The following is a 26619-nucleotide window of genomic DNA, read 5'->3' as shown; positions in this document are numbered from 1 at the left end:
GCGGACCGGACGGCGTGTCAGACGAGGCGGTGCACGGCCTGGTCGGTCAGTTCGTACCGGGCGCCGACGATCGCGAGCCGGCCGGTGGCGATCCGGGCGGCGAGGTCGGGCTCCGCCACGAGCCGGGAGCGGACGAGCCGGACGTTGGCGTCGACGGTCGCGTCGATGCGCGCGTCGCCCTCCTCGCCGTGGTCGATGGCCGGGCGTATCTGGTCGGCCAGGTACTGGATGTGCGCGGGCAGCCGCTCCCCCGACTCCTCGGCCTCGACGGCGGCCCGCACGGCCCCGCACGACTGGTGACCGAGCACGACCACGAGGGGGATGCCGAGTTCCAGCACGCCGTAGGCGACGCTGCCGAGCACGGCTTCGTCGAGGACCTCGCCGGCGGTGCGGACGGTCATCAGGTCCCCCAGGCCCTGGTCGAAGACCAGCTCCGGGGGCACGCGCGAGTCGATGCAGCCGAGGACGACCGCGAAGGGGTGCTGGCCGGTGGTCAGGATCTGCCGCACCGCCGGGTCTTCGTGCGGGTGGCGTTCCCGGTAGGCGCGCCAGCGGCGGTTGCCCGCGACCAGCTCCCGCCAGGCCTCGCCCGGGGTGCCGGGGCGCGCGGACGTGCCCCGGGCGGGGGCGACGGCGGCGGCCGGCCCGGCGGCGGCGAGGCCCGCGCCGAGGGCGGTGGCACCGGTCAGTGCGGTGCGCAGCAGGGTGCGGCGGCCGGGGCCGCCGGTGGCCGGCCGGGATCCGGCGAAGGAGTGCGGTTCACGGCCGGCGCCTCTGTGGGCAGCGGAATCTGTGTTCACGGCCAGAACGTATGCCCGAATCGGTGGCCGGGAGTGTTCCTTGCCGTTTCATGGTGCTGGTTGGGTGAGTGATGTCCTTGCCTTGAACGGTTTTTGACGATCCCTCAGGCAACGCGGGACGCCCCGGGCCACTTGCGGCCCGGGGCGTCCTGTCACGCGGATTGATCAGGTGGTGGTCAGACCAGGTCGAACCGGTCCAGGTCCATGACCTTCACCCACGCCGCGACGAAGTCCTTGACGAACTTCTCCTTGGCGTCGTCGCTCGCGTACACCTCGGCCAGGGCGCGCAGCTCGGAGTTGGAGCCGAAGACCAGGTCGGCGCGGGAGCCGGCCCACTTGACCTCGCCCGTGGCGGCGTCACGGCCCTCGAAGGTGGTCTGGTCCTCGGACGTCGACTTCCACGTGATGCCCAGGTCGAGCAGGTTCACGAAGAAGTCGTTGGTCAGCGAGCCGGGCGTCGTGGTGAACACGCCGAGCTGGGACTTCTGGTAGGTGGCGCCCAGCACGCGCAGGCCGCCGACCAGGACGGTCATCTCGGGGGCGCTCAGCGTGAGCAGGTTCGCGCGGTCGAGCAGCAGGTACTCGGCCGGCAGGCGGTTGCCCTTGCCGAGGTAGTTGCGGAACCCGTCGGCGGCCGGCTCCAGCGCCTCGAAGGACTCGGCGTCGGTGTGCTCCTCCGTCGCGTCCACCCGGCCGGCGGTGAAGGGGACCTCCACCTGGAAGCCGGCTTCCTTGGCGGCCTTCTCGACGGCGGCGGAGCCACCGAGGACGATCAGGTCGGCCAGGGAGACCTTCTTGGCACCGGCACCGGCGTTGAACTCCTGCTGGATGCCCTCCAGGACGCGCAGCACCTGGGCCAGCTCGTCGGGCTCGTTGACCTCCCAGCCACGCTGCGGCTCCAGGCGGATCCGGGCGCCGTTGGCACCGCCGCGCTTGTCGCTGCCGCGGAAGGTGGAGGCCGAGGCCCACGCGGTGGTCACCAGCTGCGAGACGGTCAGACCCGACTCCAGGAGCTTGGTCTTGAGGGTCTTGACGTCCTCGGCGTCGATGAGCTCGCCCTCGGGCTCCGGCAGCGGGTCCTGCCAGATCAGCGTCTCCTCCGGGACCTCCGGGCCGAGGTACAGCGACTTCGGGCCCATGTCGCGGTGGGTCAGCTTGAACCAGGCGCGGGCGAAGGCGTCCGCGAACTGGTCGGGGTTCTCGTAGAACCGGCGGGAGATGGGCTCGTAGATCGGGTCGAAGCGCAGCGCCAGGTCGGTGGTGAGCATCTTCGGGCGGTGCTTCTTCGACGGGTCGTGCGCGTCCGGCACGATCTCCGGGGCGTCCTTGGCCACCCACTGGTGGGCGCCGGCCGGGCTCTGCTCCAGCTCGTAGTCGAACTCGAAGAGGTTCTTGAAGAAGCCGTTGCTCCACTGGGTGGGCGTGGCCGTCCAGGTGACCTCCAGGCCGGAGGTGATGGCGTCACCGCCCTTGCCCGTGCCGTAGGTGCTGCGCCAGCCGAGGCCCTGCTCCTCCATGGAGGCGGCCTCGGGGTCGGCGCCGACGTGGTCGGCCGGGCCGGCGCCGTGGGTCTTGCCGAAGGTGTGGCCGCCGGCGATCAGGGCGACGGTCTCCTCGTCGTTCATCGCCATGCGGCGGAACGTCTCACGGATGTCGCGGGCCGCGGCGAGCGGGTCCGGGTTGCCGTTCGGGCCCTCGGGGTTGACGTAGATGAGGCCCATCTGGACCGCGCCGAGCGGGTTCTCCAGCTCGCGGTCGCCGGAGTAGCGCTTGTCGTCGAGCCAGGTGGTCTCGGGGCCCCAGTAGACGTCCTCCTCGGGCTCCCAGACGTCCTCGCGGCCGCCGGCGAAGCCGAAGGTCTCGAAGCCCATCTGCTCCAGGGCGACGTTGCCGGTGAGGATCATGAGGTCGGCCCAGGAGATGCTCTGGCCGTACTTCTTCTTGACCGGCCACAGCAGACGGCGGGCCTTGTCGAGGTTGCCGTTGTCCGGCCAGCTGTTCAGCGGCGCGAAGCGCTGCTGACCGGCACCGGCGCCGCCGCGGCCGTCGCTGATGCGGTAGGTGCCCGCGCTGTGCCAGGCCATGCGGATCATCAGCGGGCCGTAGTTGCCGAAGTCGGCCGGCCACCAGTCCTGCGAGGTGGTGAGCACCTCGGCGATGTCGCGTTTGACGGCGTCCAGGTCCAGGGCCTGGAAGGCCGCGGCGTAGTCGAAGTCCTCCCCGAGCGGGTTGGCCACCTCGGGGTTCTTGGCGAGGATCTTCAGGTTCAGCCGCTCGGGCCACCACTGGCGGTTGCCGCCGCCCTGGGTCGGGTGCAGCGCCCGGTCGTGGGCCACCGGGCAGCCGCCTCCTGCCTCCTCCGACTTCGGGTCGGTGACGATCGCGTCGTGGTTCTCAGTCATGGAAATCCTTCCGGACGGGGTGGATCACGGTGCTCGGGTGGATCACGTGCTCAGGAACTGCTGGCGGTGGAACAGCCGGGGCACAGGCCCCAGTAGATGACCTCGGCCTCGTCGACGGCGAAGCCGCGGTCGTCGGACGCGGTCAGGCAGGGGGCGTGGCCGACCGCGCAGTCGACGTCGGCGACGGCTCCGCAGGACCGGCACACGAGGTGGTGGTGGTTGTCGCCGACCCGTCCCTCGTACAGGGCCGGGCTGCCGGGTGGTTCGAGGCGGCGTATCAGTCCGGCAGCGGTGAGCGCGTGGAGCCCCTCGTAGACGGCCTGGACGGAGATGTGGCCGACGCGGCCGCGCACCTGGGAGGCGATGGCCTCGGCGCCCAGGTGGTCGCCGTCCCGCACGGTCTCGAGCAGCGCGACGCGGGCGGCCGTGACCCGCAGGCCGGCACCGCGCAGCTCCTCGGCGGTGGTGGGGGTCCGGGGTGCGGTCATGCCCACAACCTAGCCACACAAACACGACTGATTCAAGAAAACGAATGGTTCAATTTTGGTGTCGCGTGTGTGAGCCCCGGGATACCGGTCCTCCCGTGGGGTGTGACGCGCGGCACAACGTACGGAAAGTCCGGCCCGCCGGCCCGCCGTGCGGGGGACCGTCAGGGCTTCGACGAGGTCAGCCGTTCGAGCCGGGCGGCGGCCGCCGAGGCCCGGCGGCCGGCTTCGCGGACGCGGCGTTCGGCGGCACGCGCCTGTTCCCGGGCGGTGCGTTCGGCGAAGCGTGCCTGCTGGTGCTCGCCCTTGGTGCGCTCGAGCTCCTCGGCGAGGTCGGCCACGCGCCGCTGCAGCCGTTCGGCCTGCTGCTCCGCCTCCTCCGCCGCCCGGCCGGCGTCCGCGGCCTCGTCCCGCAGCGCCCGCAGTTCACGCTCGGCGGCCTCGGCGTCCTGCCGGGCCTCGGCCAGGCGCCGCCGGTACCGCTCCTCGGCTTTCCTGGCCTCGGCTTCCCTGGCCTCGGCCTTCCTGTCCCCAGCCTTCCCGTCCCCGGGCGGCCCGCCCTTGGCCGGCCTGCCCCTGGCCGGAGCGCTCCGCCCGGTCCCTCCCGGCTCCGCCGCCTCCCGCCCGGCCCGGGGGCGGCCACCCCCGGTGACGGCCGGGAAGCCGACGGCGGCGCTCAGCGGCTTGGCGAGCCGGCCCGTCGCCCAGGCGTCGGCGGCCTCCGGGTCGGCCAGGACCGCGTGCAGGGTGTTCTCGACCTCCCGCTGCACGCTCTCGCTGATCGGATGCCCGGCCTGCGCGGCGAGCTGTCTGGCCTGGAGCGACAGCGCGCGGATCAGCGCGTGCTGCCGGCGGCTCAGCTCCCGCAGCTGGGTGCCGTCCAGGTCCTGGTGGGCCCGGCGCAGGCCCTCGCCGAGCCGCAGGAGGGGCTCCACCTCGCCCGGGCGGCTGCGGACCAGGAGGTTGCTGACCCAGGCCGCGAGGCTGGGCTTGCGCAACGCGCCGATCCGCGAGGCCAGTTCCCGGTCCCCCGCGGTGCGTGCGGCGGCCACGGCCGAGGCGCGGGCGGAGGTGAACTCCTCCGGCCGCAGGGCGTACAGCTCGTCGGCCACGGCGTCCAGGTCCATGGGCGTGCCTTTCGGACGGGAGGCTCCGTCCCGATCGTCTCAGGCCGGGCCGCGCGGCGCGCGGAAAGCCGCAGCCGGACAGCGGCGGGACCCCCCGTTCATGATCGGGAAAACCGTCGGTTTAACATATGAGCGCCGCCTAGCTCGAAAGATGGACTCGTGACTGTCAACGACGACTCGTTCACCAACTGGAAGAACCGCGAGGAGATCGCGGAGTCGATGATCCCGATCATCGGGAAGCTGCACCGGGAGCGGGACGTGACGGTCCTGCTGCACAGCCGCTCCCTGGTGAACAAGTCGGTGGTCAGCATCCTCAAGACCCACCGGTTCGCCCGGCAGATCGCCGGTGCGGAGCTCTCCGTCACCGAGACGCTGCCCTTCCTCGAGACCCTCGCCGAACTCGACCTCGGCCCCTCGCAGATCGACATCGGCATGCTCGCCGCGACGTACCGCGAGGACGACCGCGGCCTGTCGGTCGCCGAGTTCACCGCCGAGGCCGTCGCCGGCGCCACCGGCGCCAACAAGATCGAGCGCCGCGAGGGCCGGGACGTCGTGCTGTACGGCTTCGGCCGCATCGGCCGGCTCGTCGCCCGGCTGCTCATCGAGAAGGCCGGTTCCGGCAACGGGCTGCGCCTGCGGGCCATCGTCGTGCGCGGTGGTGGGGAGCAGGACATCGTCAAGCGCGCCTCGCTGCTGCGCCGGGACTCCATCCACGGCCAGTTCCAGGGCACGATCACCGTCGACGAGGCGACCAGCACGATCGTCGCCAACGGCAACGCCATCAAGGTGATCTACGCGAACGACCCGTCCGAGATCGACTACACGGCGTACGGCATCAAGGACGCCATCCTCATCGACAACACCGGCAAGTGGCGCGACCGCGAGGGCCTGTCCCAGCACCTGCGCCCCGGTGTCGACAAGGTCGTGCTGACCGCGCCCGGCAAGGGCGACGTCCCGAACATCGTGCACGGCGTCAACCACGACACCATCAAGCCGGACGAGCGGATCCTGTCCTGCGCGTCCTGCACCACGAACGCGATCGTGCCGCCGCTGAAGGCGATGGACGACGAGTTCGGCGTGCAGCGCGGCCACGTGGAGACCGTCCACTCGTTCACCAACGACCAGAACCTGCTGGACAATTACCACAAGTCCGAGCGCCGGGGCCGGTCTGCTCCGCTCAACATGGTGATCACCGAGACCGGCGCCGCCTCCGCCGTCGCCAAGGCGCTGCCCGAGCTCAAGGCGAAGATCACCGGCAGCTCCATCCGGGTGCCGGTGCCGGACGTGTCCATCGCGATCCTCAACCTCCAGCTGGCCCGCGAGACCACCCGCCAGGAGGTCCTCGACTACCTGCGCGAGGTGTCGCTGACCTCGCCGCTCAAGCGCCAGATCGACTTCATCAGCGCCCCCGACGCGGTCTCCAGCGACTTCATCGGCTCGCGCCACGCGTCCATCGTCGACGCCGGCGCCACCAAGGTCGAGGGCGACAACGCCATCCTCTACCTCTGGTACGACAACGAGTTCGGCTACTCGTGCCAGGTGATCCGGGTCGTTCAGCACGTGTCGGGCGTGGAGTACCCGACGTTCCCGGCTCCCGCGGTCTGACCGCGGCGAGCACCGGGAAGGCGCGGGGCGTGCGGGCCCCGCGCCTTCCCCGTTCCACCGGCGGGCCGACCCGGGCCGGGTGCGGCCCGGGCCCGGACAGGACGGCGGTGCCGCGCCCTCGTGGGACGCGGCACCGCCGGGATCCGCCGCCCCGGCACGCGCTCACCGCGTGCCGGGGACCACCTGCTCAGTGCTTGAAGACGTCCTTCGTCTTCTCCTTGGCCTGCCGGGCGTCGCCCTTCGACTGCTGCGCGCGGCCCTCGGCCTCCATGCGCTCGTCGCCGACCGCACGGCCGATCGTCTCCTTGGCCTTGCCCTTGGCCTGCTCGGCCTTCGCCTTGGCCTTCTGCTCTCCAGCCACGTTCGTTCACTCCCAGTCGTGTCCGACGGCGGGGTCACAGTCCGGGTGACCTTGAATCGGGGGGCCGAAACCTGCCGGGCCGATTACACTGCCGCCCATGACGTACTTCTTCCACCTCCGCTAGGCACCGTCGGCGAAGCGAGGACCCCCCGTCGCCGACGACGCGGGGCAGCGGAGCGCTGCCCCGAGTGCCGACGTGGAAGAAGAACACCCCATGCACACGCCCCTCGTGGCGCGCTGCCTCCGCGGCCTGGAGCCCGTGGTCGCGGCCGAGGTCCTCCGGTCCGGACTCGGCGACGTCACCGACCTCAGGCACCGCGAAGTCCACTACCGCGCCCGCCGGTCCGCCCCGGCGCCCCGCACCGCGGACGACATCTTCGTGCTCGCCGCCCAGCGCCCCGACATCGGCGCCGCCCGGCAGGCCCCGCGGGAGCTCGCCGCACTCGCCGCGCTCACCGACCCCGGCCGCCTGCTGGCCCTGCGGCACGACGCCACGGCTCCCACCTGTGTCGACGTCTCGGCCTCCTTCCTGGGCCGGCGCGCCTTCACCCGCTATGACGCCGAGGACGCCGTGGGCGAGGCCCTCGCGCAACGCCTCGGCCTTCCCTACCACTCGCGCCGCACGGGCACCGCTCCCCCGCCGGGCTCCTGCGGCTGGCGACTCACCCTGGACGGCACCCGGGCCACCCTGATGCTGCGCACCGGCGACCGCCCCCTGCACCGCCGCGCCTACAAGCGGCACACCGTCCCGGGCACCCTGCACCCGCCGCTCGCCGCCGCCATGGCCGAGCTGGCCGGCATCCAGCCGGGACAACTCGTCCTCGACCCGTGCTGCGGCGCCGGGACCCTGCTCATCGAGGGCGCGCTCGCCCGGCCCGACGCCCGCTTCCACGGCTTCGACCGCTCCGCGGAAGCCGTCGCGGCGGCCCGCGCCAACGCCGGGGCGCTGCCGGTGTCCGTCCGGCGCGGCGACGCGGGCCGGCTCCCGCTGCCCGCCGGGGCCGCCGACCGTGTGCTGTGCAACCCGCCGTGGGGCGCCCAGGTCCCCGCCGGCGGTCTGCTCGCCGATGCCCCCGACCGCTGGTGGACGGAACTGCGACGCGTCCTCTCCCCCGACGGCGCGGCCGTCCTGCTGCTGCCCGGCCGTGACGACCTGGCGGCCGCGATCCGGCACGGCTTCACGCCCGTGCACGCCCAGCGGCTGCGTCTGTCCGGGGCGCAGCCGTTCCTCGTGCGCCTGGCACCGTCGGACGCCCGCCGGGGCCGCCGCTGAGGAGAGGGAAGTCCCGGCCGGGAAGCCCGTCCCCCGTGAGAACCTTGGCCCCGATCATGAGCAGTCGGACGAACGAGGACAGGGCATGACGATCAACCGGCCGGGGCGGCCCGCCGACCTGCCGCCGGCACCGGTGCTGTGGGCGCGCTGGGCGCTCGTCGCCGTACTGGAAGCCACCACGGAGGGCGAGCGGAGGGCTCATCACCGCACGGGCACCTGGGCGGACGGGGACGGGCTGCACCTGGACGACTCCGGCAGCACCTGGTGGAGCCTGGCGGCCCGGGGCGAGGGACGGTGGGTGCTCTACGGCGAGGACGAGTCGAGCGGCTGCAAGTGGCACGAGCCGCCGGTCGACCTGCTCGCCGGAGCCCCTTCCTGGCTGCCGCACGCGCGACTGGAGGATCTGCTGGGCGGAGCCGAACTGGGCTGTGTCTACTGGTTCGAGGGCGGAGCCTGGGCCCGGGCCCCGTACCCGGAGACCCTGGACGACGACGGGCTGGACTGCGGGATGAGCCGCTTCGCGGACCGCGCCGATGTGCTGCGCACGGTCGCCGACGAGGACCACGGCGCCACGTCGGCCGCCGACGCGGAGGCCCTGCTGGCCCACGCCGAGGCGTACCGGCTCACGCCCGAGTTGCTGATGTCCCTCACCCGGGATCCCCAGTGGCGGCGGCGGGACCGGCCGGCCATGACCCGGGCGCTGGAGCACGCGGGCCTGGACCGGCCGTGATCCCCGCCGGTCAGTGACAGCACCCGCCGGCGGCCGGCGCGACGTCCAGGCGGCAGAAGCAGGACGCCTCGATCGGCACGTCGGCCAGCGCGGTCGCCGTCTTGAGCCGGTGCGCCACGAGGGCCGCCTCCCCGGTCTTGCCGTTGCGCAGCAGGCACTCGTGGAAGCCGTGCAGCGCCCAGACGTTGTCGGGGTGCTGCAGGGGGCGGGGCAGGGTGTCGTCGAGACCCAGGTCGGCGCGGTAGACGGCCTCGGCCTCCGCCACCCGGCCCTGCTCCAGCAGCAGGGCCCCGTAGGCGTGGCGGGTGGGCTGCATCCAGCCCCAGGGCTCGTCGTAGGGGAGGTTGTCGTCGAGCTCGATGGAGCGTTCCAGGGCGGCGAAGGCCAGGTCGTGGTTGCCCCTGCGGTATTCGAGTTCGCCGTCCAGCATGGCCGCGGCGATGGCGAGGATGTCGTGGCAGGTGTTGTTGAACAGCATGCGCGTGGCGGGCACGCGGCTCACCGCCTCGTGGAACAGGGCCCGTTCGCGCTCCGCCCGGTCGACCTCGCCGGTGGCCGAGAGGGCGACACCGCGGGCGTAGTGGCGCATCGCGGTGGTGACCGCGTAGAGCTCCGGGTCGGCGGGGGCGGGCAGTTCGAGGATGTCGGCCCAGCGGCCGAAGCGGATCAGGACGTGGACGCGCATGGCGAGGAACGCTTCGAGCCAGTCGGCCATCGGGGGGCTCTGCACGCGCAGCAGGTCCTCCGGGACGGCGGCCTCCAGTGCGGCGGCGGTTTCGAGGGCGACCCGCGACTGGCCGAGGAACATGGCGCCGTAGATCTTGAAGTGGTAGTTGTGCGCCCGGTAGAGGGTGTAGAAGTTCATGGCGCCGGCCCGCCGGTGGTACTTCTCGTCGGCGGCGATCGCGGCGGAGTTGGCCGCGACGACCTGGCGGTAGTCGCCGCACAGGACGTCGAGGTGCGAGGGCATGTGCAGCAGGTGGCCCGCGTCGGGCACGATGCCGCGCAGCCGGTCGGCGACGGTGAGGGCCCGTTCCGGGGCCGGGGACATCTCCATCAGGTGGATGTAGAGGTGCAGGACTCCGGGGTGCCGGGCCCCGGCCTCGGTGGCGAGGGCGTCCTCCAGCACCTGCCGGACCTCCACGGTGCGGGAGCCTTCCGCCGGCTGCCCGGCCCGCAGGTCCCACAGTTGCCACGGGGTGAGGTTCATCGCGGCGTCGGCGTGGAGCGTGGCGATGTCCGGGTCGTCGGGCGCCAGGGCGTACACCGCCCGCATGGCGTCCGCGTAGGGCTCGTTCCACACCGAGCAGTCCTCCACCGCCTGCGCCTGCGGGTAGCGGGCCCGCAGGGCACCGATGAGGGCCCGTTCCACCGGGGTCGCCGCCGCGGCCTCCGCGTGGGCCCGTTCGACGGCGGCGTGCGTGCGCTCGACCGTCCGCGCCAGTTCGTCGCCGTCGAAGAATTCCCAGGGCTTGTTGTAGTTCGGGCCGAGCGCGTAGGCGATGCCCCAGTACGCCATGGCGCATCCGGGATCGGCCTCGGCCGCTGCCTCGAAGCAGGCGACCGCCTCCTCGTGATGGAAGGCGTACGTCCAGACCAGGCCGCGGTCGAACCAGAGCTGGGCTTCGGCGGACGAGGTGGTGACGGGACGGCTGTGCGTCCCGAGGTCGTAGTAGTCGCCCATGGGACTCTCCTGGAGAAGCGGCCGGGGCCGTGAGAATAGCGGCTGCGGCCTCACCCTCGATTTCCGGCCGAACACCACTATTCTCGTTTTTCCATATTGCCGCATTTCTGGTGACCCGGGTCGCCGGCGCCCGTCCCGCCGCGGCAGCCGGACCGATCATCGGGTCGTTCGATCGTGGGCAGCTTCGCCGACGGGCTGGCACCTGCCAACTCCCGCTCCATAGGATGTACTTCCTGTCCAGCCAGTCCGTTGGCGCGGCACCCTGCAGGGGGAACGATGCACTCCGAGAAGCTGTCCACCGAGATCGACGCGAACGTGCCGACGGCGGCACGTATGTACGACTACTACCTGGGCGGCAAGGACAATTACGCCGCCGACCGCGCCGCGTGCGAGGAACTCGACAAGGTCGTCCCGAGCACCCGCCGTCTGGCCCTGAACAACCGCCGCTTCCTCCAGCGCGTCGTGCGGACCCTCTCCGAGGAGTACGGCATCCGCCAGTACCTGGACCACGGCTCCGGCCTGCCGACGCAGGACAACGTGCACCAGGTCGCCCAGCGCATCGACCCCACCACCCACGTGGTGTACGTCGACAACGACCCGATGGTGCTGGTGCACGGCCGCGCACTGCTGGAGCAGGACGAGCGCACCTCCGTCATCCACGCGGACATGCGCGAGACCGACCTGATCTTCGACCACCCCGACACCAAGCGCCTGATCGACCTTTCCGAGCCGGTGTGCGTGCTGTTCAACTCGGTCTTCCACTGCATTCCGGACAGCGACACCGACGGCCCGCTGGCGGTCGCCCGCCGCGTCCGGGAACGGCTCGCGCCGGGCAGCTTCATGGTCATGTGCCAGCTGGTCAGCGAGGACCCGGAGGTCCGGGAGTTCGTCACGAACTTCATGGACCAGGCCACGCAGGGCCACTGGGGCCGCGTCCGTGAGCCGAAGGACGTCGAGACGTACTTCGAGGGGCTGGAGATCCTGGACCCGGGCCTGGTGGAGGTCTCCACCTGGCGTCCGGACACCGAGGTGGCGCCGCGCCAGCTCACCCACGAGTGGATCGAGTTCGGCGGCGTGGGCCGCATTCCGCTGGAGAAGTGACGGCACCGCGGGTGCCGCTCGCGGGACGGTGGGCGTCCCGCGGGCGGCACCGGCGCGTCAGGGGTAGCGCTGCCGCATCGTCTGCCGCAGCAGTTCCATCGACTCACGGGGCTTGAGCGCCTCGTCCGCGAGCCGGTCCAGCGCGATCCGGTACTCCTCCGTCTCGTCGCGGTCCTCGAGGAAGTTGGCGCTCCTGATGTGCTCCAGGTAGACCACGTCGGGCAGGTCCAGGCCGCCGAAGCGCAGATAGGTCACCGGGATGGCGGGGGCCGAGGCGTTCGTGACGCTCAGCGGCACGATCTGCAGGGTCACATTGGGCCGTTCGGCCATCTCGACGAGGTGGGCGAGCTGTTCCCGCATGACCTCGGGACTGCCCAGAACACGCAGCAGCACGGACTCGTCGATGATCGCCCACAGTTGCGGGGCCTCGTCCCGTGTGAGCAGCCGCGCCCGGTGCCTGCGCAGTTCGACACGCCGCTCCACCTCGCCGGCCGGGGCGTTGGGCAGGCCTCGCTCGACCACGGCCCTGGTGTAGGCGGGTGTCTGCAACAGGCCGGGCACGTACTGGATCTCGAACGTACGGATCGTGGCCGCGGCCTCCTGGAGGCCGACCAGCCGGTCGAACCACTCGGGCATCAGCCGCTTGTCGTAGCGCTGCCACCAGCCCGGCTCGCCTGCGCGCTGCAGCAGCTTGAGCAGCACCGAGGCCTCGTAGTCGTCGGTGCCGTACAACTGCAGCAGCGCACGGACGTCGTTCTCGGTCGGCGGGCGACGGCCCTTGCCGGACTCGATGCGGGACAGCTTCGCGGCACTGAACCCGACTGCGCGCGCCGCCTGGTCCTGGGCGAGCCCGGCATCCTCACGGAAGCCTGCCAGCTGCACGCCGACCAGCATCTTCAGCAGGGTCGGCGCCGGCTCGGGCCTGTCCAGGTAGGGTTCCAGGCGGGAGATGCGATGCGACGCGGCGGACATCCTGACTCCCAGCAGACCGGCACAAGGGCGATTTACACTATCGCACTCGGCGGGGACTGTGCGCATCCGTCCGGAACGGCAGCAGGAAGTGGGAAGTTGGACTCCGCTTCTTCACCGCCGCGGGTTTCGCACCGCGCCGCCCTCAGACCAGGTGATCGAACTCGCCGTCCTTCGCACCGGCCAGGAACGCGGCCACCTCGGCGGCCGTGTAGACGAGCGCCGGCCCGTCGGGATCACGGGAGTTGCGCAGGGCGATGCCCCCGTCGACGAGCGGGGCGACCTCGACGCAGTTGCCCTCGGCGTTGCTGTGCCGGCTCTTGATCCAGCAGGCGTCCAGTGAACTTGCCTGCACTCCGTTCCGCACTGGTGGCACCGCAGTCTCCTTGCTCTCCGCCGAACCCGTCCCGGCTCGCGTACCCGCGACGGCTTGAAACTCACGCAATTTCTCGTGCAATTGCACGGGAGCGCCGTCAGCGTGGATAATAGCCGCGGCGTCAACCCCCGTGCTGACGCCCCGTCCTGACGTCGCATCGGGGAGATGCCGTGTCATCACCTGCGCAGCACGTGCTCCGGCCGTCGAGTGAGGTGCCGGCGCACGCAGGCGCATCCAGGGCGCCCGACGGCTTCCCGGCCGGCCGGCGTGACGTGCCGTCCGACGGAACGCCGTGGGCCGCGCCGGCACCGCCCACGGCGCCCGTGCTCGGCCCGCTGTCCCCCTCGGTCGCGCTGCGCGTCGAGTGCAGCCGGGAAGGGTTCGCGCGGGCCCGGTCCTTCACCCGCCACACCCTGCGCGTCTGGTCGCTCGACCACCGCTGCGACGACACCACGCTCGTCATCACGGAGCTCACCGCCAACGCCGCGACACACGCGGCACGGGCGGCAGCGGGGGCGCCGGAGATCCGGCTGGGATTCCGCCTGGATCCGGCCCATCTGCTGGTCACCGTCTCCGACCCCGACGACCGTCCGCCCGTGTACGCGCCCGGCACCGGCTCCGGCCTGGAGGAGCACGGCCGGGGCCTGTGCATCGTCGACGCCCTGTCCGAGGAGTGGGGCTGGTCCCCCAGTCCTCCCGCGGGCAAGACCGTCTGGGCGAGGTTGTCGACCTGTCCACCCATCTGACACGACTGCCGCGGAAAGGCCCCTCGCCATGCGCAGCGCTTCGACGGAACACCCGAGCAGCGAGCGCCCACAGCGCCCCGACGCCCCGGCCGGTCTGGCCCGGAAGACACCGCTCACGGCACTGGACCGCGTGCCGTGGGGCGAGATCCAGGACTCCACCGGTTCGGCGGCGGCCATCCCCGTGCTGCTCAGCGGCATCGCCTGGGGCGACGCCGACACCGCCCGCTCGGCCCTCGACGACCTGAGGAAACGGATCTGCCAGTTCGGCTTCGTCGTGGAGCAGGCCACCGCCGCCACGGTGCCGTTCCTGTGGGAGCTCGCCAAGCAGCCGCAGGTGACCGTGCGCGCCCAGATCATCCAGCTGCTCAAGAGCATCGCCGACGCGCGGCAGTGGGAGAGCACGGCCGCCGTCTATCCCAAGCTCATGAACCACCGGGAGAACCCGGTGGTGTGGGAGCGGGCGGCGCGCCAGGCGGTGCGGGCCCGCAGCGGCGAGCTGGGCCGTCTCCTGGCGGACGAGGACACGGAGATTGCGAGGGCCACGACCGAGCTGGCCCGGTCGCTGGGGGCCTGACAGCGCGTGCGGGTCCCCGGCCGGGACCCTCGGTGGCTGCCCTGGCGCCACGGTGTTTCCCTGACGTGACGAAACGGTGAGGGCCCCTTGCCGCCCCGGGTGACGCCCCTCGCCTCCGGGGGCCGGGCAGTGTAGACATGGCACATGGTCCGACTCATGGGTCGATCCGGGACTCGATCGCCCCTGCGGCCCGGCCCCGCGCCGTCCGCACGGCAGCGGGGGGAGCCGGGTCCGTCACGGTGGCGTCCGGTGGCGGGGCTGCGGTCGGTGCTGGGCGGGCGCAGCGTCGCCGGTCAGGTGTTCCTGCTGGTCGTGGTGATCGTGCTGCTGCTGGTCGTGGCGGCCGTGGTGGCGCTCGTGCTGCAGGTGCGGCACGACACGACGCAGGAGGCCCGCAACCGCTCGCTCGCCGTCGCGGAGACCTTCGCCAACGCGCCGGGCACGGTCGAGGCACTACAGGGCCCCGACCCCTCGGCCGTGCTGCAGCCGCGCGCCGAGGCCGCCCGGAAGCGTTCGCAGGTCGACTTCGTCGTCGTCATGAACACCGACGGCATCCGCTACACCCACCCCAAGACGGATCGCATCGGCAAGAAGTTCGTCGGGACGACCGCCCCGGCGCTGGCCGGGAAGGCGGTGACCGAGGAGATCGAGGGCACCATCGGTCCCCTCGTCCAGGCCGTGGTGCCGGTGAAGGACCCGGACGGCCGGGTGGTGGGGCTGGTCTCCGCCGGCATCACGACGAAGAACGTGGGCGGGACCGCCGACCGGCAGCTGCCGCTGGTGCTGGCGGCCGCCGCCGCGGCGCTCGCGCTCGCGACCGCGGGTGCCGCCCTCGTGAGCAGGCGGCTGCTGCGCCAGACCCACGGTCTCGGGCCGCACGAGATGACCCGGATGTACGAACACCACGACGCCGTGCTGCACGCGGTCCGGGAGGGCGTGCTGATCGTCGACGACCGGGGCACCCTGGTCCTCGCCAACGACGAGGCGCACCGCCTGCTCGGGCTGCCCGACGACGCCGAGGGCCGGTCCGTGCTCAGCCTGGGCCTCGACCCGGGCACCGCCGAACTGCTCGCGTCGAACCGCGTCGCCACGGACGAGGTGCACCTGGTCGGGGACCGGCTGCTCGCCGTCAACCAGCGGACCACGGACCGGGCGGGTGTCGCGCCCGGCAGCGTCGCCACGCTGCGCGACTCCACGGAGCTGCGCGCCCTGTCCGGCCGGGCGGAGACCGCGCGGGAACGGCTCAACATGCTGTACGACGCGGGCGTGGCGATCGGCACCAGCCTGGACGTGACCCGGACGGCCGAGGAGCTGACCGAGCTGGCCGTGCCCCGGTTCGCCGACTTCGCCACCGTGGACCTGTTCGACGCGGTCCTGGGCGGCGGACAGCCGGACGCCGCCGCCACGCTCAGCCGCACGGCCCTCAGCGGCATCCGCAAGGACGCTCCCCTCTATCCGGTCGGTGAGCGGATCCGGTTCGTGGAGACCTCCCCGCAGGGCCGCAGCCTCGGCACCGGCCGGCCCGTCCTGGAGCCGCGGCTGGGCGAAGCACCCGGCTGGCAGGCGCAGGACCTGGAGCGCTCCGCGCAGATCGTCGGCTACGGCATCCACTCGCTGATCACCGTGCCGCTGCGGGCCGGGGCGCTGGTGCTGGGCGTGGTCAGCTTCTGGCGCCACGAGAAGCCGGAGCCCTTCGACGAGGACGAGCTGGTCCTGGCCGAGGAGCTGGTCGCACGGGCCGCCGTCTCCATCGACAACGCCCGCCGCTACACGCGCGAGCACAGCATGGCGGTGACCCTCCAGCGGAGTCTGCTCCCCCGCAACCTGCCCGAGCAGGGCGCCCTGGAGATCGCCTACCGCTATCTGCCCGCCCAGGCCGGCGTGGGCGGCGACTGGTTCGACGTGCTGCCGCTGTCCGGGGCTCGGGTCGCACTCGTGGTCGGGGACGTGGTCGGGCACGGGCTGCACGCCGCGGCCACCATGGGACGGCTGCGCACGGCCGTGCACAACTTCTCCTCCCTCGATCTGCCGCCGGACGAACTCATCGTTCTGCTGGACGAGTTGGTGGGGCGGATCGACCAGGACGAGACGGAGGACGAGGGCAGCGCCCCGGTCACCGGCGCGACCTGTCTGTACGCCGTGTACGACCCGGTCTCCCGGCGGTGCACCGTCGCCCGGGCCGGGCATCCGCCGCCGGCCCTGATCCACCCGGACGGCAGGGTCGAGTTCCCGGACGTGCCCGCCGGTCCCCCGCTCGGGCTCGGGGGGCTGCCCTTCGAGACGGCGGAGCTGGAGCTGGCCGAGGGCAGCCGGCTCGTGCTGTACACCGACGGACTGGTGGAGGACCGGGAGCGGGACATCGACGTCGGTCTGGAGATGCTGCGCGAGGCGCTGGGCCGGGCCGGTGAGTCCCCGGAGGACACCTGCCGGGTCGTGCTCGACGCGCGGCTCACGGCCCGTTCCAGCGACGACATCGCGCTGATCGTCGCCCGGACGCGGGCGCTCAGGGCCGACCACGTCGCCGAGTGGCCGGTGCCGGCCGAACCGGCGGCCGTGGGCGAGGTGCGGGCGGCGGTGACCCGGCAGCTGGCCGCCTGGGGCCTCGACGAGCTCACGTTCGCCACCGAGCTGATCCTGAGCGAGCTGGTCACCAACGCGCTGCGCTACGGCGACGGGCCGATCCGGGTCCGGATGCTGCGCGACCGCAACCTGATCTGCGAGGTGTTCGACGGCAGCAGCACCTCGCCGCACCTGCGGTACGCGGCCATGACGGACGAGGGCGGCCGGGGGCTGTTCCTCGTCGCGCAGCTCGCCGAACGCTGGGGGACGCGCTATCTGCCGACGGGTAAGGTCATCTGGGCCGAGCAGCCCCTGCCGTGAGGCCGGTGGACGGCCATAAGCCGGACCGGGGACTTCTCATAAAGTAGCCTTATGGGCCCATAGACCGGACCCGCGTACCAAGTAAGGCATGCCTTAGTTTAGGCTTCCCGTCGAGATCGCTTGTCGCCGCTCGAAGGGAACCTGACCATGCCCCGCCCCCTGCGGGTAGCCATCGTCGGATCCGGCCCCGCCGGGATCTACGCCGCCGACGCCCTGCTCAAGTCCGAGGTGGCCGCCGAGCCCGGCGTGTCCATCGACATCTTCGAGCGCATGCCGGCGCCGTTCGGACTGATCCGCTACGGCGTCGCCCCCGACCACCCGCGGATCAAGGGCATCATCACGGCCCTGCACCAGGTGCTCGACAAACCGCAGATCCGGCTGTTCGGCAACGTGGACTACGGCACCGACATCAGCCTGGACGACCTGCGGGCGTTCTACGACGGCGTGATCTTCGCCACCGGCGCGATGGCCGACCGTTCGCTGTCGCTCCCCGGCATCGACCTCGACGGCTCCTACGGCGCCGCCGACTTCGTCTCCTGGTACGACGGCCACCCCGACGTGCCGCGCACCTGGCCGCTGGAGGCCGAGAAGGTCGCCGTCCTCGGCGTCGGCAACGTGGCGCTCGACATCGCCCGCGTCCTGGCCAAGACGGCGGACGAGCTGCTGCCGACCGAGATCCCGCCGAACGTCTACGAGGGCCTGAAGGCCAACCGGGCCAAGGAGATCCACGTGTTCGGCCGCCGGGGCCCCGCCCAGGCGAAGTTCAGCCCGATGGAGCTGCGCGAGCTGGACCACTCCCCCAACATCGAGGTCATCGTCGACCCCGAGGACATCGACTACGACGAGGGCTCGATCGCCACCCGGCGCGGCAACAAGCAGGCCGACATGGTCGCCAAGACCCTGGAGAACTGGGCGATCCGCGACGTCGGCGACCGCCCGCACAAGCTCTTCCTGCACTTCTTCGAGTCGCCGGTGGAGATCCTCGGCGAGGACGGCAAGGTCGTCGGCCTGCGCACCGAGCGCACGGAACTCGACGGCACGGGCAACGTCAGGGGCACGAGCACCTTCAAGACCTGGGACGTCACCGCCGTCTACCGGGCCGTCGGTTACCTGTCCGACAAGCTCCCCAAGCTGCCCTGGGACATCGACTCCGGCACGGTCCCCGACCAGGGCGGCCGGGTCCTGCAGGAGTCCGGCGAGCACCTGCAGTCGACGTACGTCACCGGCTGGATCCGGCGCGGCCCCGTGGGCCTGATCGGGCACACCAAGGGCGACGCCAACGAGACCGTGGCCAACCTGCTGGACGACTACGCCAACGGGCGGCTGCAGACGCCCGCGACCCCCGCGCCGGAGGCGGTGGACGCCTTCCTCGCCGAGCGCGACATCCGCTTCACCACCTGGGACGGCTGGTACAAGCTGGACGCAGCGGAGAAGGCGCTGGGCGAGCCCGAGGGCCGCGAGCGCGTGAAGATCGTCGAGCGTGAGGACATGCTGCGCGCCAGCGGCGCCTGACCTCTCGCCGCACCTCCATACACCCGCGGGGCGGGTCCGGTGGCCATGTCACCGGACCCGCCCCTGCGCGTGCTTGAAGCCTGTACGATCCCTCTGCTTCACCAAATCATCACATCGCCTTCATCGCAAGGCCATGCAGGGGGGACGAACGTCCATGCGCATACGCCTCACCACCACCACCGCCATCGCGGCCGTCGCCGCCGGGGCCCTGACCGCCCTGAGCGCGGTTCCCGCCCAGGCCGCCGAGTACAGCTCCGCGCTGAAGATCCGCGGCATCCAGTACGACGCTCCCGGCAGCGACTCCAACCGGTGTTCGGGAGGGAACACCAAGGAGGAGTACCTGTCCATCAAGAACTACTCGAAGTCCACGACGGTCAACCTCAAGGGGTACGTCGTGAAGGACGCCGCGGGGAACACGTTCACGTTCACCGCGAGCCACACGCTCCAGCCGGGCGACTACGTGAAGCTGCGCGGCGGCAACGGGACCGACTCCGACGCGGGCAACGTCGTGTACCGCGACAACTGCAACTTCATGTGGAACAACGACAAGGACACGATCTACGTGTACAAGCCGTCCGGCGCCCGCGCCGACGTGCACTCGTACACCAGGAGCGGCTCCGACCCGGACGGCAACGGGTACATCACGTACCACGGCTGAGCCGGACCGGCCCGGGTCCCGTCAGGGGCTCGGTGCCGTGAGGTAGCGCTGCAGCGTCGGGGCCACCCAGGCGACGATCTCCTCACGGGCCAGCGACACCGCCGGCGGAAACCTCAGGACGTAGCGCGTGAGCGCCAGTCCGAGGAGCTGCGCGGCGCACAGTCCGGCCCGTGTGGCCGCCTGCTCGGGATCGGGGCAGACCGCGCGGGCGACCGGGACCAGCTGGTCGCGGAAGACCGCCTGCATCCGTTCGGCCCCGGCGCTGTTGGTCGCCCCGACCCTGAGCAGCGCCGTCAGCACCTCGTTCTCCTCCCACATGCCGAGGAAGTGCGTCACGAGCGCCCGCCCCGCCTCCTCGCGGGGCAGTGCGGCCAGGTCCGGCATGGACAGGTCGATGGAGACGGCCGCGGCGAACAGGCCCTCCTTGTTGCCGTAGTAGCGCATGACCATGGAGGGATCGATGCGCGCGTCCTTGGCGATCGCGCGGATGGTGGCCCGGTCGTAGCCGTCGGTCGCGAAGCGCTCCCGGGCGGCTGTGAGGATGGCGCCTCGGGTGTCCTCCGAGCGGCGGCGCGTGCCGCCGGGGCCCGGTTCCACACCCTTGCTGTCGCTGACGTTCATGCCGGCCAGCGTAGGCCAACACCTGTTTGCCAACAACTGTTGACCGTAGGCGCATTGGGCTCTACGTTGGTCAACAAGCGTTGGCCCATGTGTGTTGGCAACAGGAGGTCACCTCGTGCAGACCCAGCAGTCCTCCGTGATCGTCGTCGGCGCCGGTCCCGCCGGTCTTCTCCTGGCCGGCGACCTCGCCGCCGCCGGGATCCCCGTCACACTCCTCGAGAAGCGCCCGGACCGGATCAGCAACCTCTCCCGCGCCTTCGTCGTGCACGCCCGCACCCTGGAGCAGCTCGACGCCCGGGGCCTGGCGGACGAACTGGAGTCCATCGGCCGCCCCCTGGACAGCCTCCGCCTCTTCGGCCGTCTCACCATCGACCTGAGTTCGCTCCCCTCCCGCTTCGACCACCTGCTCGTCATCCCGCAGTACGAGGTCGAGAAGGTCCTGCGGCAGCGGGCCGTCGAGGCCGGCGCGGTGCTCCGCCACGAGACCGAGCTGACCGGACTGACCCAGGACGCCGGCGGGGTGACGGTGGAGGTCCGCACGGCGGGCGGGGAGACCGAACGGCTGCGGGCGGCCTACGTGGTGGGCACCGACGGCCTGCGCAGCACCGTACGGGAGGCGATCGGGCTGCCGTTTCCCGGCCGGTCCGTCATCCGCTCCGTGGTCCTGGCGGACGTGCGGCTGGCCGAGGAGCCGGAGAACCTGCTCACGGCCGACGCCACCGGTGACGCCTTCGCGTTCCTCGCGCCGTTCGGGGACGGCTACCACCGGGTCATCGCCTGGAACCGCGCCCGTGACGTCCCCGACAGCGCGCCGCTCGCCCTCGACGAGGTCAAGGAGGTCACCGGCTCGCGCTCGGCCGCGACTTCGGCATGCACGACGCACGGTGGATGTCCCGCTTCCACAGCGACGAACGGCAGGTGCCCGCCTACCGGGTGGGCCGCGTCTTCCTCGCCGGGGACGCCGCGCACGTCCACACCCCGGCCGGCGGCCAGGGCATGAACACCGGCCTGCAGGACGCGGCCAACCTTGGCTGGAAGCTGGCCGCGGTCGTCCGGGGCCACGCGGACCCCGCGCTGCTCGACAGCTACCAGCTCGAACGCCACCCGGTCGGCCGGGCGGTGCTGCGCAGCAGCGGCGGCATCGTCCGCGTCGCCATGGCCAAGTCCCCGTGGGCGCTGGCGTCGCGGGCCGTGCTCACCGGTTTCCTGAACGCGGCCGGCCCGGCCCGGCGCAAGGTGGTCGGCGAGATCACCGGCATCGGCTACCGGTACCCGGCGCCCCGCGGAGCCCACCGCCTCACCGGCCGGCGGGTCCCGGACGTCACCCTGGAAGGCGGCCGCCTGTACGAGGCCCTGCGCGGCGGCCGGTTCGTGCTGATCACTCCTGAGGCGTACCGGGACGGCGGCACCCGTGAGGACCGGCTGGCCGTGGAGCGCTGGAAGAGTGCCCGGGGCACGACCGTCCTGGTCCGCCCCGACGGGTACGCGGCCTGGGCCGCGGACGCGGCGGACACGGCGGCGATCGAGGAAGCACTGGCCGCCCACGTGGGCACCGGCTGAAGGGGCCGCCCGCACGGATCGGTGATGTGCCGAACCGGCAACAGCCCACATCCTCGACGGCTGCGGCCACTTCGTGCAGCGGGAACGCCCTGCCGAGACGAACCGGCTGCTGATCGAGTGGCTCGCCGATCCGGCCGTTGAGGCGTTCGGCAGCCGGCGCGTGAGGTAGTCGCGCCGGCCGGTGCCGCCCGCCACGCACCCCACGGGCCCGTCGGGCCGGATCAGGGTGTCGGGTGTGCCGGGGCCCTCCGCCGCGTGCAGGTGGCGGAGGGCTCCCGTCCCGTGGTGCCGGTTCAGACCTCCAGGTCGGCCTCGATCCGGCGGAGCTGGTGGCGGGCCATCGCGAGGTTGGCGCGGCTGCCGTCGAGCACGAGGTAGAGGAAGAGCCCGCTGCCCCCGCGTCCCTTCAGCAGGCGGATGAGGTGGTACTGGGTGTTCAGGGTGATGAGGATGTCCTCGATCTCCTCCTTCAGGCCCAGGAGTTCCATGGTGCGCAGCTTGGACCGTACGACGTCGGTGTTGCCGGCGGCGGCGACTTCGAGGTTGAAGTCCTTGCCGCCGCCGAGGGTGCCGAGGGCCATGCCGCTCGTGTAGTCCACGAGGGCGACGGCCGTGGCTCCGTCGATGGAGCTCAGGCATTCCTTCAGCGCGGTCTCGGTGTTGGCCATGGGGTCGGTTCCTTTCCTCGGGTCTTTCTTCGGTCGGTCTGTGGGGGTCGGGAGGTGCGGAGCGGCTCTGCGGTTCAGGCGCGAGCCGTTCGGTGCCCGGCGGTTCTGGGCCGGGCCGTTCGGTGCCGGGCGGTTCTGGGCCCGGCCGCTCGGTGCCGGGCCGTTCGAGGCCGGGCCGTTCAGGTGCCGGGCCGGGGGCGCGGCTGGTGGGCGGGGCGCTGTGGGGTGCGTACCGGGAGGGTGCCGATGGGGCGGGCGGTGGTGACCGGGGATTCCGCGGGGAGGTGTTCCTCGCCGGTGCCGGGCGGGAGCTGCGGTGCGGACGTGGTGTGCGGAGGTGCCGCACGCTCGGCGTGGCGGCCGGTGCCCGGGCCGACGCGCGTGGCCACCAGGTCCGCGATCCTGGCCCCGCTGCGCCGGCCCTCCAGGTGGAGGCGGCCGACGTTGACGCGGTCCTCGGCGAGCAGGGTGAGGACGGCGGTGGCACCGGCCGCGTAGGTCGCGACGTAGCCCGCCGAGCCCCGTACCAGGAGTTCGCGGAAGTCGCCCCGGGCGGCGGCGTCGGTCATGCGGTGGGCGACGCCGAGGGCGGCGGCGGTGAGGGCCGCGAGACCCTCCGGTTCCGTGTCGGGCACGTCGTGGGCGAGGACGAGTCCGTCGACGGTGGCCGCGAGCGCGCCGGTCAGCCGGGGTACGCGGGTGCGCAGCCCACGCAGTTCGTCCAGGACGTCGGTCTCGACGGCCATGAGCAGTCTCCTTTCGGCACGCTGTCGTCGCGCGCGGATCACAGTGCCTCCAAGGCGTGCAGGAGCCGTCGCAGCAGAGCGGTCTCGGGCTCGTCCGGGAACACCGGGCCAGGGGCGGGCCCCGGCGCGGCGGACGCGGCGAGCGGCCCGCCGGACGGTCCCGGGGCCTCGAACGCCGCCGGCGCGGCGGATGTCACCGGCGCCCCGGGCATCGCGGCGGCCGGCGGCGCCGGGGCCGGCGCTGCCGGGGCGACCATCCCGGCGGCGGCCAGACGGCGGAGTTCGACCAGGGTGTGGAAGGTGCGGCAGGCGAGGGCCGTGGCGATCTGGGCGGCGGTGCGGACGCCGTCGACCTGGGCGAGGATGCGGCCGCGGCGGGCGGGCAGGTCCGTGGTCCCGGCGCCGGGCACACGGGCGAGCGGCGCCCGGTCGACGTCGGGCTCGGGCCATATGCGCTGCAGCAGTTCGCGGCGGCGTCTGGACTCCCGCAGGACGGCGTCCACCGGTACGGGGCGGACGGCGCCGAGCCAGTGCGCGACTCCGGGGCGGAAGCGCAGGGCCGGTCCGTCGTGGGCGAGGACGAAGTACGCCGCGTCGAAGAGGGCGCCGAGGTGGCACAACTCCAGTGCGCCGACGGCCAGGTGCCCGCTGTCCACGAGCTGCCGTCCGACCCGGCAGCGGCGGCCCGCCCGGTCGATCGCCTCCCACCAGCCGTCCGCTGCCAGCGCACCGCTGTGGGTGAGCAGGTCGCCGAGGGCGGGCGTGAGTGCGGACTCCACGTGGACGACGTGTCCGGCCGCCAGGTAGACGATCCCCGCCTCGGTGGACAGGGCTCCGCTCGCGCGCCGCGCCGCCAGGGTGGCGAGCTGGGCCGAGGCCGGTTCGTCGGTGCGTGAGCCGAGGATCTGGGCGATCATCCGAGCACCAGTCTGTCCGCGATCTCGGCCAGCCGTATGCGGGCCAGGGCCAGGTTGCCGTCCGTGCGGTCGACCCATAAGTGCAGGAACACGGTGCTGTCGAAGGTCGTGGTGACGAACCTCAGCAGGTGGTACGAGTCCGTGTTCGTGAGGATGAGGTCCTGCACGGGTGGCTCCTTGCCCGAGGCGCCGCCCGCGTCGCCACCGGCCGGGGCGAGCACGCCGCTCTCGGTGGCGAGCCGGGCGAGTTCGGCGGTCTCCGCCGCCGTCGCCTCCGGGTCGCCGCCTGGAGCGTCACCCACCGCGCCCAGGGCAAGACCGCTGATCCAGTCGACGACCGACGCCCCTCGGGCACCGGGCAGCCGCATGGCCTCCAGCAGACTCTCGTCGATTCCGGGCACGCCGAATCCCCTCCCCCTGCACGGACGTTCCCGCGAACGTGAGCACGACACTACGGTGCGTGCTCGACCCAGGTGAACGCTTTGGCATTTTCCAAAGGAATGTGCAGGGAAGCGGGCGGAGGGTGAGCGTGGACGAACGGAAGCGGGCAGGATACGACGCCCTGACGGGGACCCTGACCGGAGATGCTGGAAACGACGAAGCGCTGCCGGGGAAGAGGCGTTTCCCGGCAGCGCTCGTGGATCTCGTGGTTCAGGACTCCGCGCGCTTGGGCAGCCGCCAGTTCGGGCGCGGGAAGTGGCAGGTGTACCCGTCCGGGTAGCGCTGCAGGTAGTCCTGGTGCTCCGGCTCGGCCTCCCAGAACGCGCCGGCCGGCACGACCTCGGTCACCACGGGCCCCGGCCACAGTCCGGACGCCTCGACGTCCGCGATGGTGTCCTCCGCGACGCGCCGCTGCTCGTCGTCCAGGTAGAAGATGGCGGAGCGGTAGCTGAGCCCCACGTCGTTGCCCTGGCGGTTCCTCGTGGTCGGGTCGTGGATCTGGAAGAAGTACTCCAGGATCGCGCGGTAGTCGGTGGCCGTGGGGTCGAAGACGATCTCGATCGACTCCGCGTGCTTGCCGTGATCCCGGTAAGTGGGGTGGGGCTTGTCGTCGTCGCCGCTGTACCCCACCCGGGTACGCACCACTCCGGGCAGCGACCGGATCAGCTCCTGCATACCCCAGAAGCAGCCGCCCGCCAGCAGCGCCCTCTCCTCGACGTCGCTCATGGCGCATCCCCTTTCTGTCATGCGTCGATCCACGCGGGTCCAGCCTCGCACACCGGCCGGGAAACCCCCGCCGCAGGTCACCGGCGGCCGAGGACGGGTGACGGAGCCGGTGACGGCCCGGTGGGGAGCCCCCGGGCGCACGGGGAAGCGAGCAGGACCCGCCCCGATGCGGATGGTGGGCGGGCCCTGCTCGTGCGCACCATTGTCGGGACCGCGTACCGGCCCGGCCACGAGTGAGCGCGCCCGATGTGCGCGCGGCGCGCACACCCCGCGCGGGGAGTACGTCCCGCGCCTCTCGCTCCGCCGCTGGGCGCCGCCGTGCACCGCGTCACGCCGCCCTGGGGACACATGCCCCGGCGCGGCCCGGGTAGGGACTGCGTGACCCCGGGTTATACCCACCTGCCTGCGGCGACGATACTGGCAGGCGCACGTGCCCCCGCTCACGGATGGACTCATGCCGACATCCGACACCGCCCGCCCGACGACCCCCGCCACCGTGTGGCTGGCGCGCGGCCGCCATGCCTCAGGCGCCGCGGAAGACGTTCTGCGGCGCTCGCTGCAGCAGCGCAAGGACGACCAGGACATCGACGACTTCCTGGAACTGCCCGAGACCGGGACCGGTCCGGCCGAGCGGGTCTTCGAGGCCCGCTGGCGGACCGGCGACGGCGTGACGGTGCGCGCGCGGCTGAGCGTCACGACCGGGGCGGACGGCCGGCAGGAGTGGCTGCTGGCCGCCGAGGCCGAACAGCCGTGGAGCGACGACTGGCCGTCCCCGACCGCCCTGTTCTGGCCGGACGAGCCGGAGACCGCCTGGGACGAGGACGCCACCGCGCGGCTGACCCTCGGGCGGATCAACCCGCTCCCCCGGGACGACAGGGAGGTCCGGCGCCTGCTCCGCGGCGCGGTACGGGGCGGCTGGCACATCCACGTGGTCGTCCACGAGGCGATGACCACCGACGAACGCGGCCGGGTGCCGCTGGTGCGCTGGCTGCCGCCGGGGCTGCGGCACCGCGTGGTGGAGCACCGCGCCGCCCCGCAGCAGTTGCGCGGCCTGAACTGGGCGCTGCGGGACACGGGTGTGGAGGTGCCGCGCGGCGGTGCCGTCGTGCTGCCCGGGACCCCGGCGCCGGAGGGCTACGCACCCGGGGACTTCTCGGTGCGGGCGGTCTTCCTCGACGGCTCGGAGCCAGCCGACCTGGTGGACGCGGTCAGGCGCTTCGCCGCGCTGCCGCGGCCCCTGCCCGACGGAGCCGAGGACGCCCTCACGGCACTCCGTGAGGACTGGCACCTGCTGACGCTGCACGAGGAGCTGGACCGCCAGCGCGGTCTGGTGGCCATGTACGCCGAGGCGCTGGAGGCCATGACGAAGTCGCGCGACCTGTACCGGGAGGCGGCCGAACGCGCCCATGAGGCGCTGGCGGCCTACCAGGAGACGGCCGGGGCCGCTCCCCCGCGCGAACGGCCGTCCGACACCTCCGCCGCCTCCCCGCTCCAGCAGATCACGCGTACGCTCGAACGCTTCAGGGCGATCCTGCCCGCGACGCCCTCCCGGGACGGCGAGAGCGCCGACGCCCCGCGCGTGGGTTCGGAACGCTGACGGCTTCCTCACGGGACGCACGTGTCAGCCGGGGCCCGGTGGATACGCGGTCCGTACGGC

The 26619-nt window shown here is 72.5% G+C and carries 24 protein-coding genes and 1 pseudogene; 11 read left to right on the top strand and 14 right to left on the bottom strand.

The genetic code is table 11. The annotated features are described in order from the left end of the window. Positions 1-17: 17 nt before the first annotated feature. From ACF07N_RS24775 to ACF07N_RS24760, 4 genes are all read right to left on the bottom strand, one after another. Positions 18-800, bottom strand: coding sequence for a carbonic anhydrase (locus ACF07N_RS24775; RefSeq protein ID WP_392116669.1), 783 nt, complete (start codon positions 798-800; stop codon positions 18-20). A 176-nt stretch (positions 801-976) separates the two neighbouring features. Next, positions 977-3202: a catalase/peroxidase HPI gene (gene katG, locus ACF07N_RS24770; RefSeq protein ID WP_392116666.1), complete on the bottom strand. Its 2226-nt coding sequence runs from the start codon at positions 3200-3202 to the stop codon at positions 977-979. A gap of 50 nt (positions 3203-3252) precedes the next feature. Then, complete coding sequence (locus tag ACF07N_RS24765) at positions 3253-3690, bottom strand: Fur family transcriptional regulator (RefSeq protein ID WP_383334590.1); 438 nt, start codon at positions 3688-3690, stop codon at positions 3253-3255. 161 nt (positions 3691-3851) lie between these two features. Continuing rightward, positions 3852-4814, bottom strand: coding sequence for a hypothetical protein (locus ACF07N_RS24760; RefSeq protein WP_392116663.1), 963 nt, complete (start codon positions 4812-4814; stop codon positions 3852-3854). A gap of 159 nt (positions 4815-4973) precedes the next feature. Between ACF07N_RS24760 and ACF07N_RS24755 the strand changes: the two genes are divergently transcribed. After that, positions 4974-6419 carry a glyceraldehyde-3-phosphate dehydrogenase gene (locus ACF07N_RS24755; protein ID WP_383334586.1) on the top strand — a complete coding sequence of 482 codons (1446 nt, stop codon included), beginning with the start codon at positions 4974-4976 and terminating at the stop codon, positions 6417-6419. Between the two features lie 187 nt (positions 6420-6606). On the opposite strand, the gene ACF07N_RS24750 is transcribed toward ACF07N_RS24755, so the two are convergent. Continuing rightward, positions 6607-6780: a CsbD family protein gene (locus ACF07N_RS24750; protein ID WP_383336325.1), complete on the bottom strand. Its 174-nt coding sequence runs from the start codon at positions 6778-6780 to the stop codon at positions 6607-6609. Between the two features lie 214 nt (positions 6781-6994). Here ACF07N_RS24750 and ACF07N_RS24745 point away from each other — a divergent pair, with 214 nt between their 5' ends. Continuing rightward, positions 6995-8053 (top strand): methyltransferase domain-containing protein, encoded by a 1059-nt coding sequence (locus ACF07N_RS24745; protein ID WP_392116660.1) that lies wholly within the window; start codon positions 6995-6997, stop codon positions 8051-8053. Positions 8054-8138: 85 nt separating this feature from the next. Further along, positions 8139-8783 (top strand): hypothetical protein, encoded by a 645-nt coding sequence (locus ACF07N_RS24740; RefSeq protein WP_392116657.1) that lies wholly within the window; start codon positions 8139-8141, stop codon positions 8781-8783. Between the two features lie 10 nt (positions 8784-8793). Here ACF07N_RS24740 and ACF07N_RS24735 read toward each other — a convergent pair whose 3' ends face one another. Beyond that, complete coding sequence (locus ACF07N_RS24735; protein ID WP_392116654.1) at positions 8794-10467, bottom strand: hypothetical protein; 1674 nt, start codon at positions 10465-10467, stop codon at positions 8794-8796. A 276-nt stretch (positions 10468-10743) separates the two neighbouring features. On the opposite strand from ACF07N_RS24735, the gene ACF07N_RS24730 reads away from it, so the two are divergent. Beyond that, positions 10744-11568: an SAM-dependent methyltransferase gene (locus ACF07N_RS24730; RefSeq protein ID WP_392116651.1), complete on the top strand. Its 825-nt coding sequence runs from the start codon at positions 10744-10746 to the stop codon at positions 11566-11568. Between the two features lie 57 nt (positions 11569-11625). Here the strand turns inward: ACF07N_RS24730 and ACF07N_RS24725 are convergent, their stop codons facing one another. After that, positions 11626-12540 carry a helix-turn-helix domain-containing protein gene (locus ACF07N_RS24725; RefSeq protein ID WP_383336330.1) on the bottom strand — a complete coding sequence of 305 codons (915 nt, stop codon included), beginning with the start codon at positions 12538-12540 and terminating at the stop codon, positions 11626-11628. Positions 12541-12682: 142 nt separating this feature from the next. Next, positions 12683-12913, bottom strand: coding sequence for a DUF397 domain-containing protein (locus ACF07N_RS24720; RefSeq protein WP_383336364.1), 231 nt, complete (start codon positions 12911-12913; stop codon positions 12683-12685). A gap of 272 nt (positions 12914-13185) precedes the next feature. Between ACF07N_RS24720 and ACF07N_RS24715 the strand changes: the two genes are divergently transcribed. From ACF07N_RS24715 to ACF07N_RS24695, 5 genes are all read left to right on the top strand, one after another. Then, positions 13186-13659: an ATP-binding protein gene (locus ACF07N_RS24715; protein WP_392117043.1), complete on the top strand. Its 474-nt coding sequence runs from the start codon at positions 13186-13188 to the stop codon at positions 13657-13659. A 28-nt stretch (positions 13660-13687) separates the two neighbouring features. Continuing rightward, positions 13688-14233 carry a hypothetical protein gene (locus ACF07N_RS24710; RefSeq protein ID WP_383336332.1) on the top strand — a complete coding sequence of 182 codons (546 nt, stop codon included), beginning with the start codon at positions 13688-13690 and terminating at the stop codon, positions 14231-14233. A gap of 144 nt (positions 14234-14377) precedes the next feature. Beyond that, the gene (locus tag ACF07N_RS24705; protein ID WP_392116647.1) at positions 14378-17113 is read left to right on the top strand and encodes a SpoIIE family protein phosphatase; all 2736 of its coding nucleotides are present in this window, start codon (positions 14378-14380) and stop codon (positions 17111-17113) included. A 147-nt stretch (positions 17114-17260) separates the two neighbouring features. Continuing rightward, complete coding sequence (locus tag ACF07N_RS24700; RefSeq protein ID WP_392116645.1) at positions 17261-18625, top strand: FAD-dependent oxidoreductase; 1365 nt, start codon at positions 17261-17263, stop codon at positions 18623-18625. 154 nt (positions 18626-18779) lie between these two features. Further along, positions 18780-19283: a lamin tail domain-containing protein gene (locus tag ACF07N_RS24695; RefSeq protein WP_392116642.1), complete on the top strand. Its 504-nt coding sequence runs from the start codon at positions 18780-18782 to the stop codon at positions 19281-19283. A 21-nt stretch (positions 19284-19304) separates the two neighbouring features. On the opposite strand, the gene ACF07N_RS24690 is transcribed toward ACF07N_RS24695, so the two are convergent. Then, positions 19305-19904 carry a TetR family transcriptional regulator gene (locus tag ACF07N_RS24690; protein WP_392116639.1) on the bottom strand — a complete coding sequence of 200 codons (600 nt, stop codon included), beginning with the start codon at positions 19902-19904 and terminating at the stop codon, positions 19305-19307. Positions 19905-20019: 115 nt separating this feature from the next. Between ACF07N_RS24690 and ACF07N_RS24685 the strand changes: the two are divergent. Then, positions 20020-21464 (top strand): annotated as a pseudogene (locus tag ACF07N_RS24685) (FAD-dependent monooxygenase). A gap of 293 nt (positions 21465-21757) precedes the next feature. Here ACF07N_RS24685 and ACF07N_RS24680 read toward each other — a convergent pair. The 5 genes from ACF07N_RS24680 to msrA all read right to left on the bottom strand — a co-directional run bounded on the left by ACF07N_RS24680 (position 21758) and on the right by msrA (position 24962). After that, entirely contained in the window at positions 21758-22132 is a 375-nt protein-coding gene (locus ACF07N_RS24680) for a hypothetical protein (protein ID WP_383336339.1), read from the bottom strand. 179 nt (positions 22133-22311) lie between these two features. Further along, positions 22312-22878: a roadblock/LC7 domain-containing protein gene (locus ACF07N_RS24675; protein ID WP_392116636.1), complete on the bottom strand. Its 567-nt coding sequence runs from the start codon at positions 22876-22878 to the stop codon at positions 22312-22314. A gap of 38 nt (positions 22879-22916) precedes the next feature. Further along, positions 22917-23795, bottom strand: a complete 879-nt coding sequence (locus tag ACF07N_RS24670) for a hypothetical protein (protein ID WP_383336341.1) — start codon at positions 23793-23795, stop codon at positions 22917-22919. Next, the gene (locus ACF07N_RS24665) at positions 23792-24196 is read right to left on the bottom strand and encodes a hypothetical protein (RefSeq protein ID WP_383336342.1); all 405 of its coding nucleotides are present in this window, start codon (positions 24194-24196) and stop codon (positions 23792-23794) included. Before ACF07N_RS24665 ends, ACF07N_RS24670 begins: the two co-directional genes overlap by 4 nt. Before the next feature lie 250 nt (positions 24197-24446). Continuing rightward, a complete protein-coding gene (msrA, locus tag ACF07N_RS24660) occupies positions 24447-24962 on the bottom strand; it encodes a peptide-methionine (S)-S-oxide reductase MsrA (RefSeq protein WP_383349515.1) in 516 nt (171 codons plus the stop codon). A 454-nt stretch (positions 24963-25416) separates the two neighbouring features. Between msrA and ACF07N_RS24655 the strand changes: the two genes are divergently transcribed. Next, positions 25417-26559 (top strand): hypothetical protein, encoded by a 1143-nt coding sequence (locus ACF07N_RS24655; RefSeq protein ID WP_392116632.1) that lies wholly within the window; start codon positions 25417-25419, stop codon positions 26557-26559. The last annotated feature ends 60 nt before the right edge of the window (positions 26560-26619 follow it).

Source organism: Streptomyces sp. NPDC015242 (assembly GCF_043079125.1).
Lineage (GTDB): Bacteria > Actinomycetota > Actinomycetes > Streptomycetales > Streptomycetaceae > Streptomyces.
The sequence above is the reverse complement of the archived record's forward strand: the minus strand, read 5'-3'. Positions and strand labels throughout refer to the sequence as shown.

Excerpts from the sequence above, each read along its gene's own strand:
- ACF07N_RS24725 (WP_383336330.1), bottom strand. The coding sequence starts at position 12,540 with ATGTCCGCCGCGTCGCATCGCATCTCCCGCCTGGAACCCTACCTGGAC.
- ACF07N_RS24680 (WP_383336339.1), bottom strand. The coding sequence starts at position 22,132 with ATGGCCAACACCGAGACCGCGCTGAAGGAATGCCTGAGCTCCATCGAC.
- ACF07N_RS24695 (WP_392116642.1), top strand. The coding sequence starts at position 18,780 with ATGCGCATACGCCTCACCACCACCACCGCCATCGCGGCCGTCGCCGCC.
- ACF07N_RS24670 (WP_383336341.1), bottom strand. The coding sequence starts at position 23,795 with ATGATCGCCCAGATCCTCGGCTCACGCACCGACGAACCGGCCTCGGCC.
- ACF07N_RS24735 (WP_392116654.1), bottom strand. The coding sequence starts at position 10,467 with ATGGGCGACTACTACGACCTCGGGACGCACAGCCGTCCCGTCACCACC.
- ACF07N_RS24710 (WP_383336332.1), top strand. The coding sequence starts at position 13,688 with ATGCGCAGCGCTTCGACGGAACACCCGAGCAGCGAGCGCCCACAGCGC.
- ACF07N_RS24745 (WP_392116660.1), top strand. The coding sequence starts at position 6,995 with ATGCACACGCCCCTCGTGGCGCGCTGCCTCCGCGGCCTGGAGCCCGTG.
- msrA (WP_383349515.1), bottom strand. The coding sequence starts at position 24,962 with ATGAGCGACGTCGAGGAGAGGGCGCTGCTGGCGGGCGGCTGCTTCTGG.
- katG (WP_392116666.1), bottom strand. The coding sequence starts at position 3,202 with ATGACTGAGAACCACGACGCGATCGTCACCGACCCGAAGTCGGAGGAG.
- ACF07N_RS24690 (WP_392116639.1), bottom strand. The coding sequence starts at position 19,904 with ATGAACGTCAGCGACAGCAAGGGTGTGGAACCGGGCCCCGGCGGCACG.
- ACF07N_RS24740 (WP_392116657.1), top strand. The coding sequence starts at position 8,139 with ATGACGATCAACCGGCCGGGGCGGCCCGCCGACCTGCCGCCGGCACCG.
- ACF07N_RS24730 (WP_392116651.1), top strand. The coding sequence starts at position 10,744 with ATGCACTCCGAGAAGCTGTCCACCGAGATCGACGCGAACGTGCCGACG.
- ACF07N_RS24675 (WP_392116636.1), bottom strand. The coding sequence starts at position 22,878 with ATGGCCGTCGAGACCGACGTCCTGGACGAACTGCGTGGGCTGCGCACC.
- ACF07N_RS24655 (WP_392116632.1), top strand. The coding sequence starts at position 25,417 with ATGCCGACATCCGACACCGCCCGCCCGACGACCCCCGCCACCGTGTGG.
- ACF07N_RS24760 (WP_392116663.1), bottom strand. The coding sequence starts at position 4,814 with ATGGACCTGGACGCCGTGGCCGACGAGCTGTACGCCCTGCGGCCGGAG.
- ACF07N_RS24705 (WP_392116647.1), top strand. The coding sequence starts at position 14,378 with ATGGTCCGACTCATGGGTCGATCCGGGACTCGATCGCCCCTGCGGCCC.
- ACF07N_RS24700 (WP_392116645.1), top strand. The coding sequence starts at position 17,261 with ATGCCCCGCCCCCTGCGGGTAGCCATCGTCGGATCCGGCCCCGCCGGG.
- ACF07N_RS24765 (WP_383334590.1), bottom strand. The coding sequence starts at position 3,690 with ATGACCGCACCCCGGACCCCCACCACCGCCGAGGAGCTGCGCGGTGCC.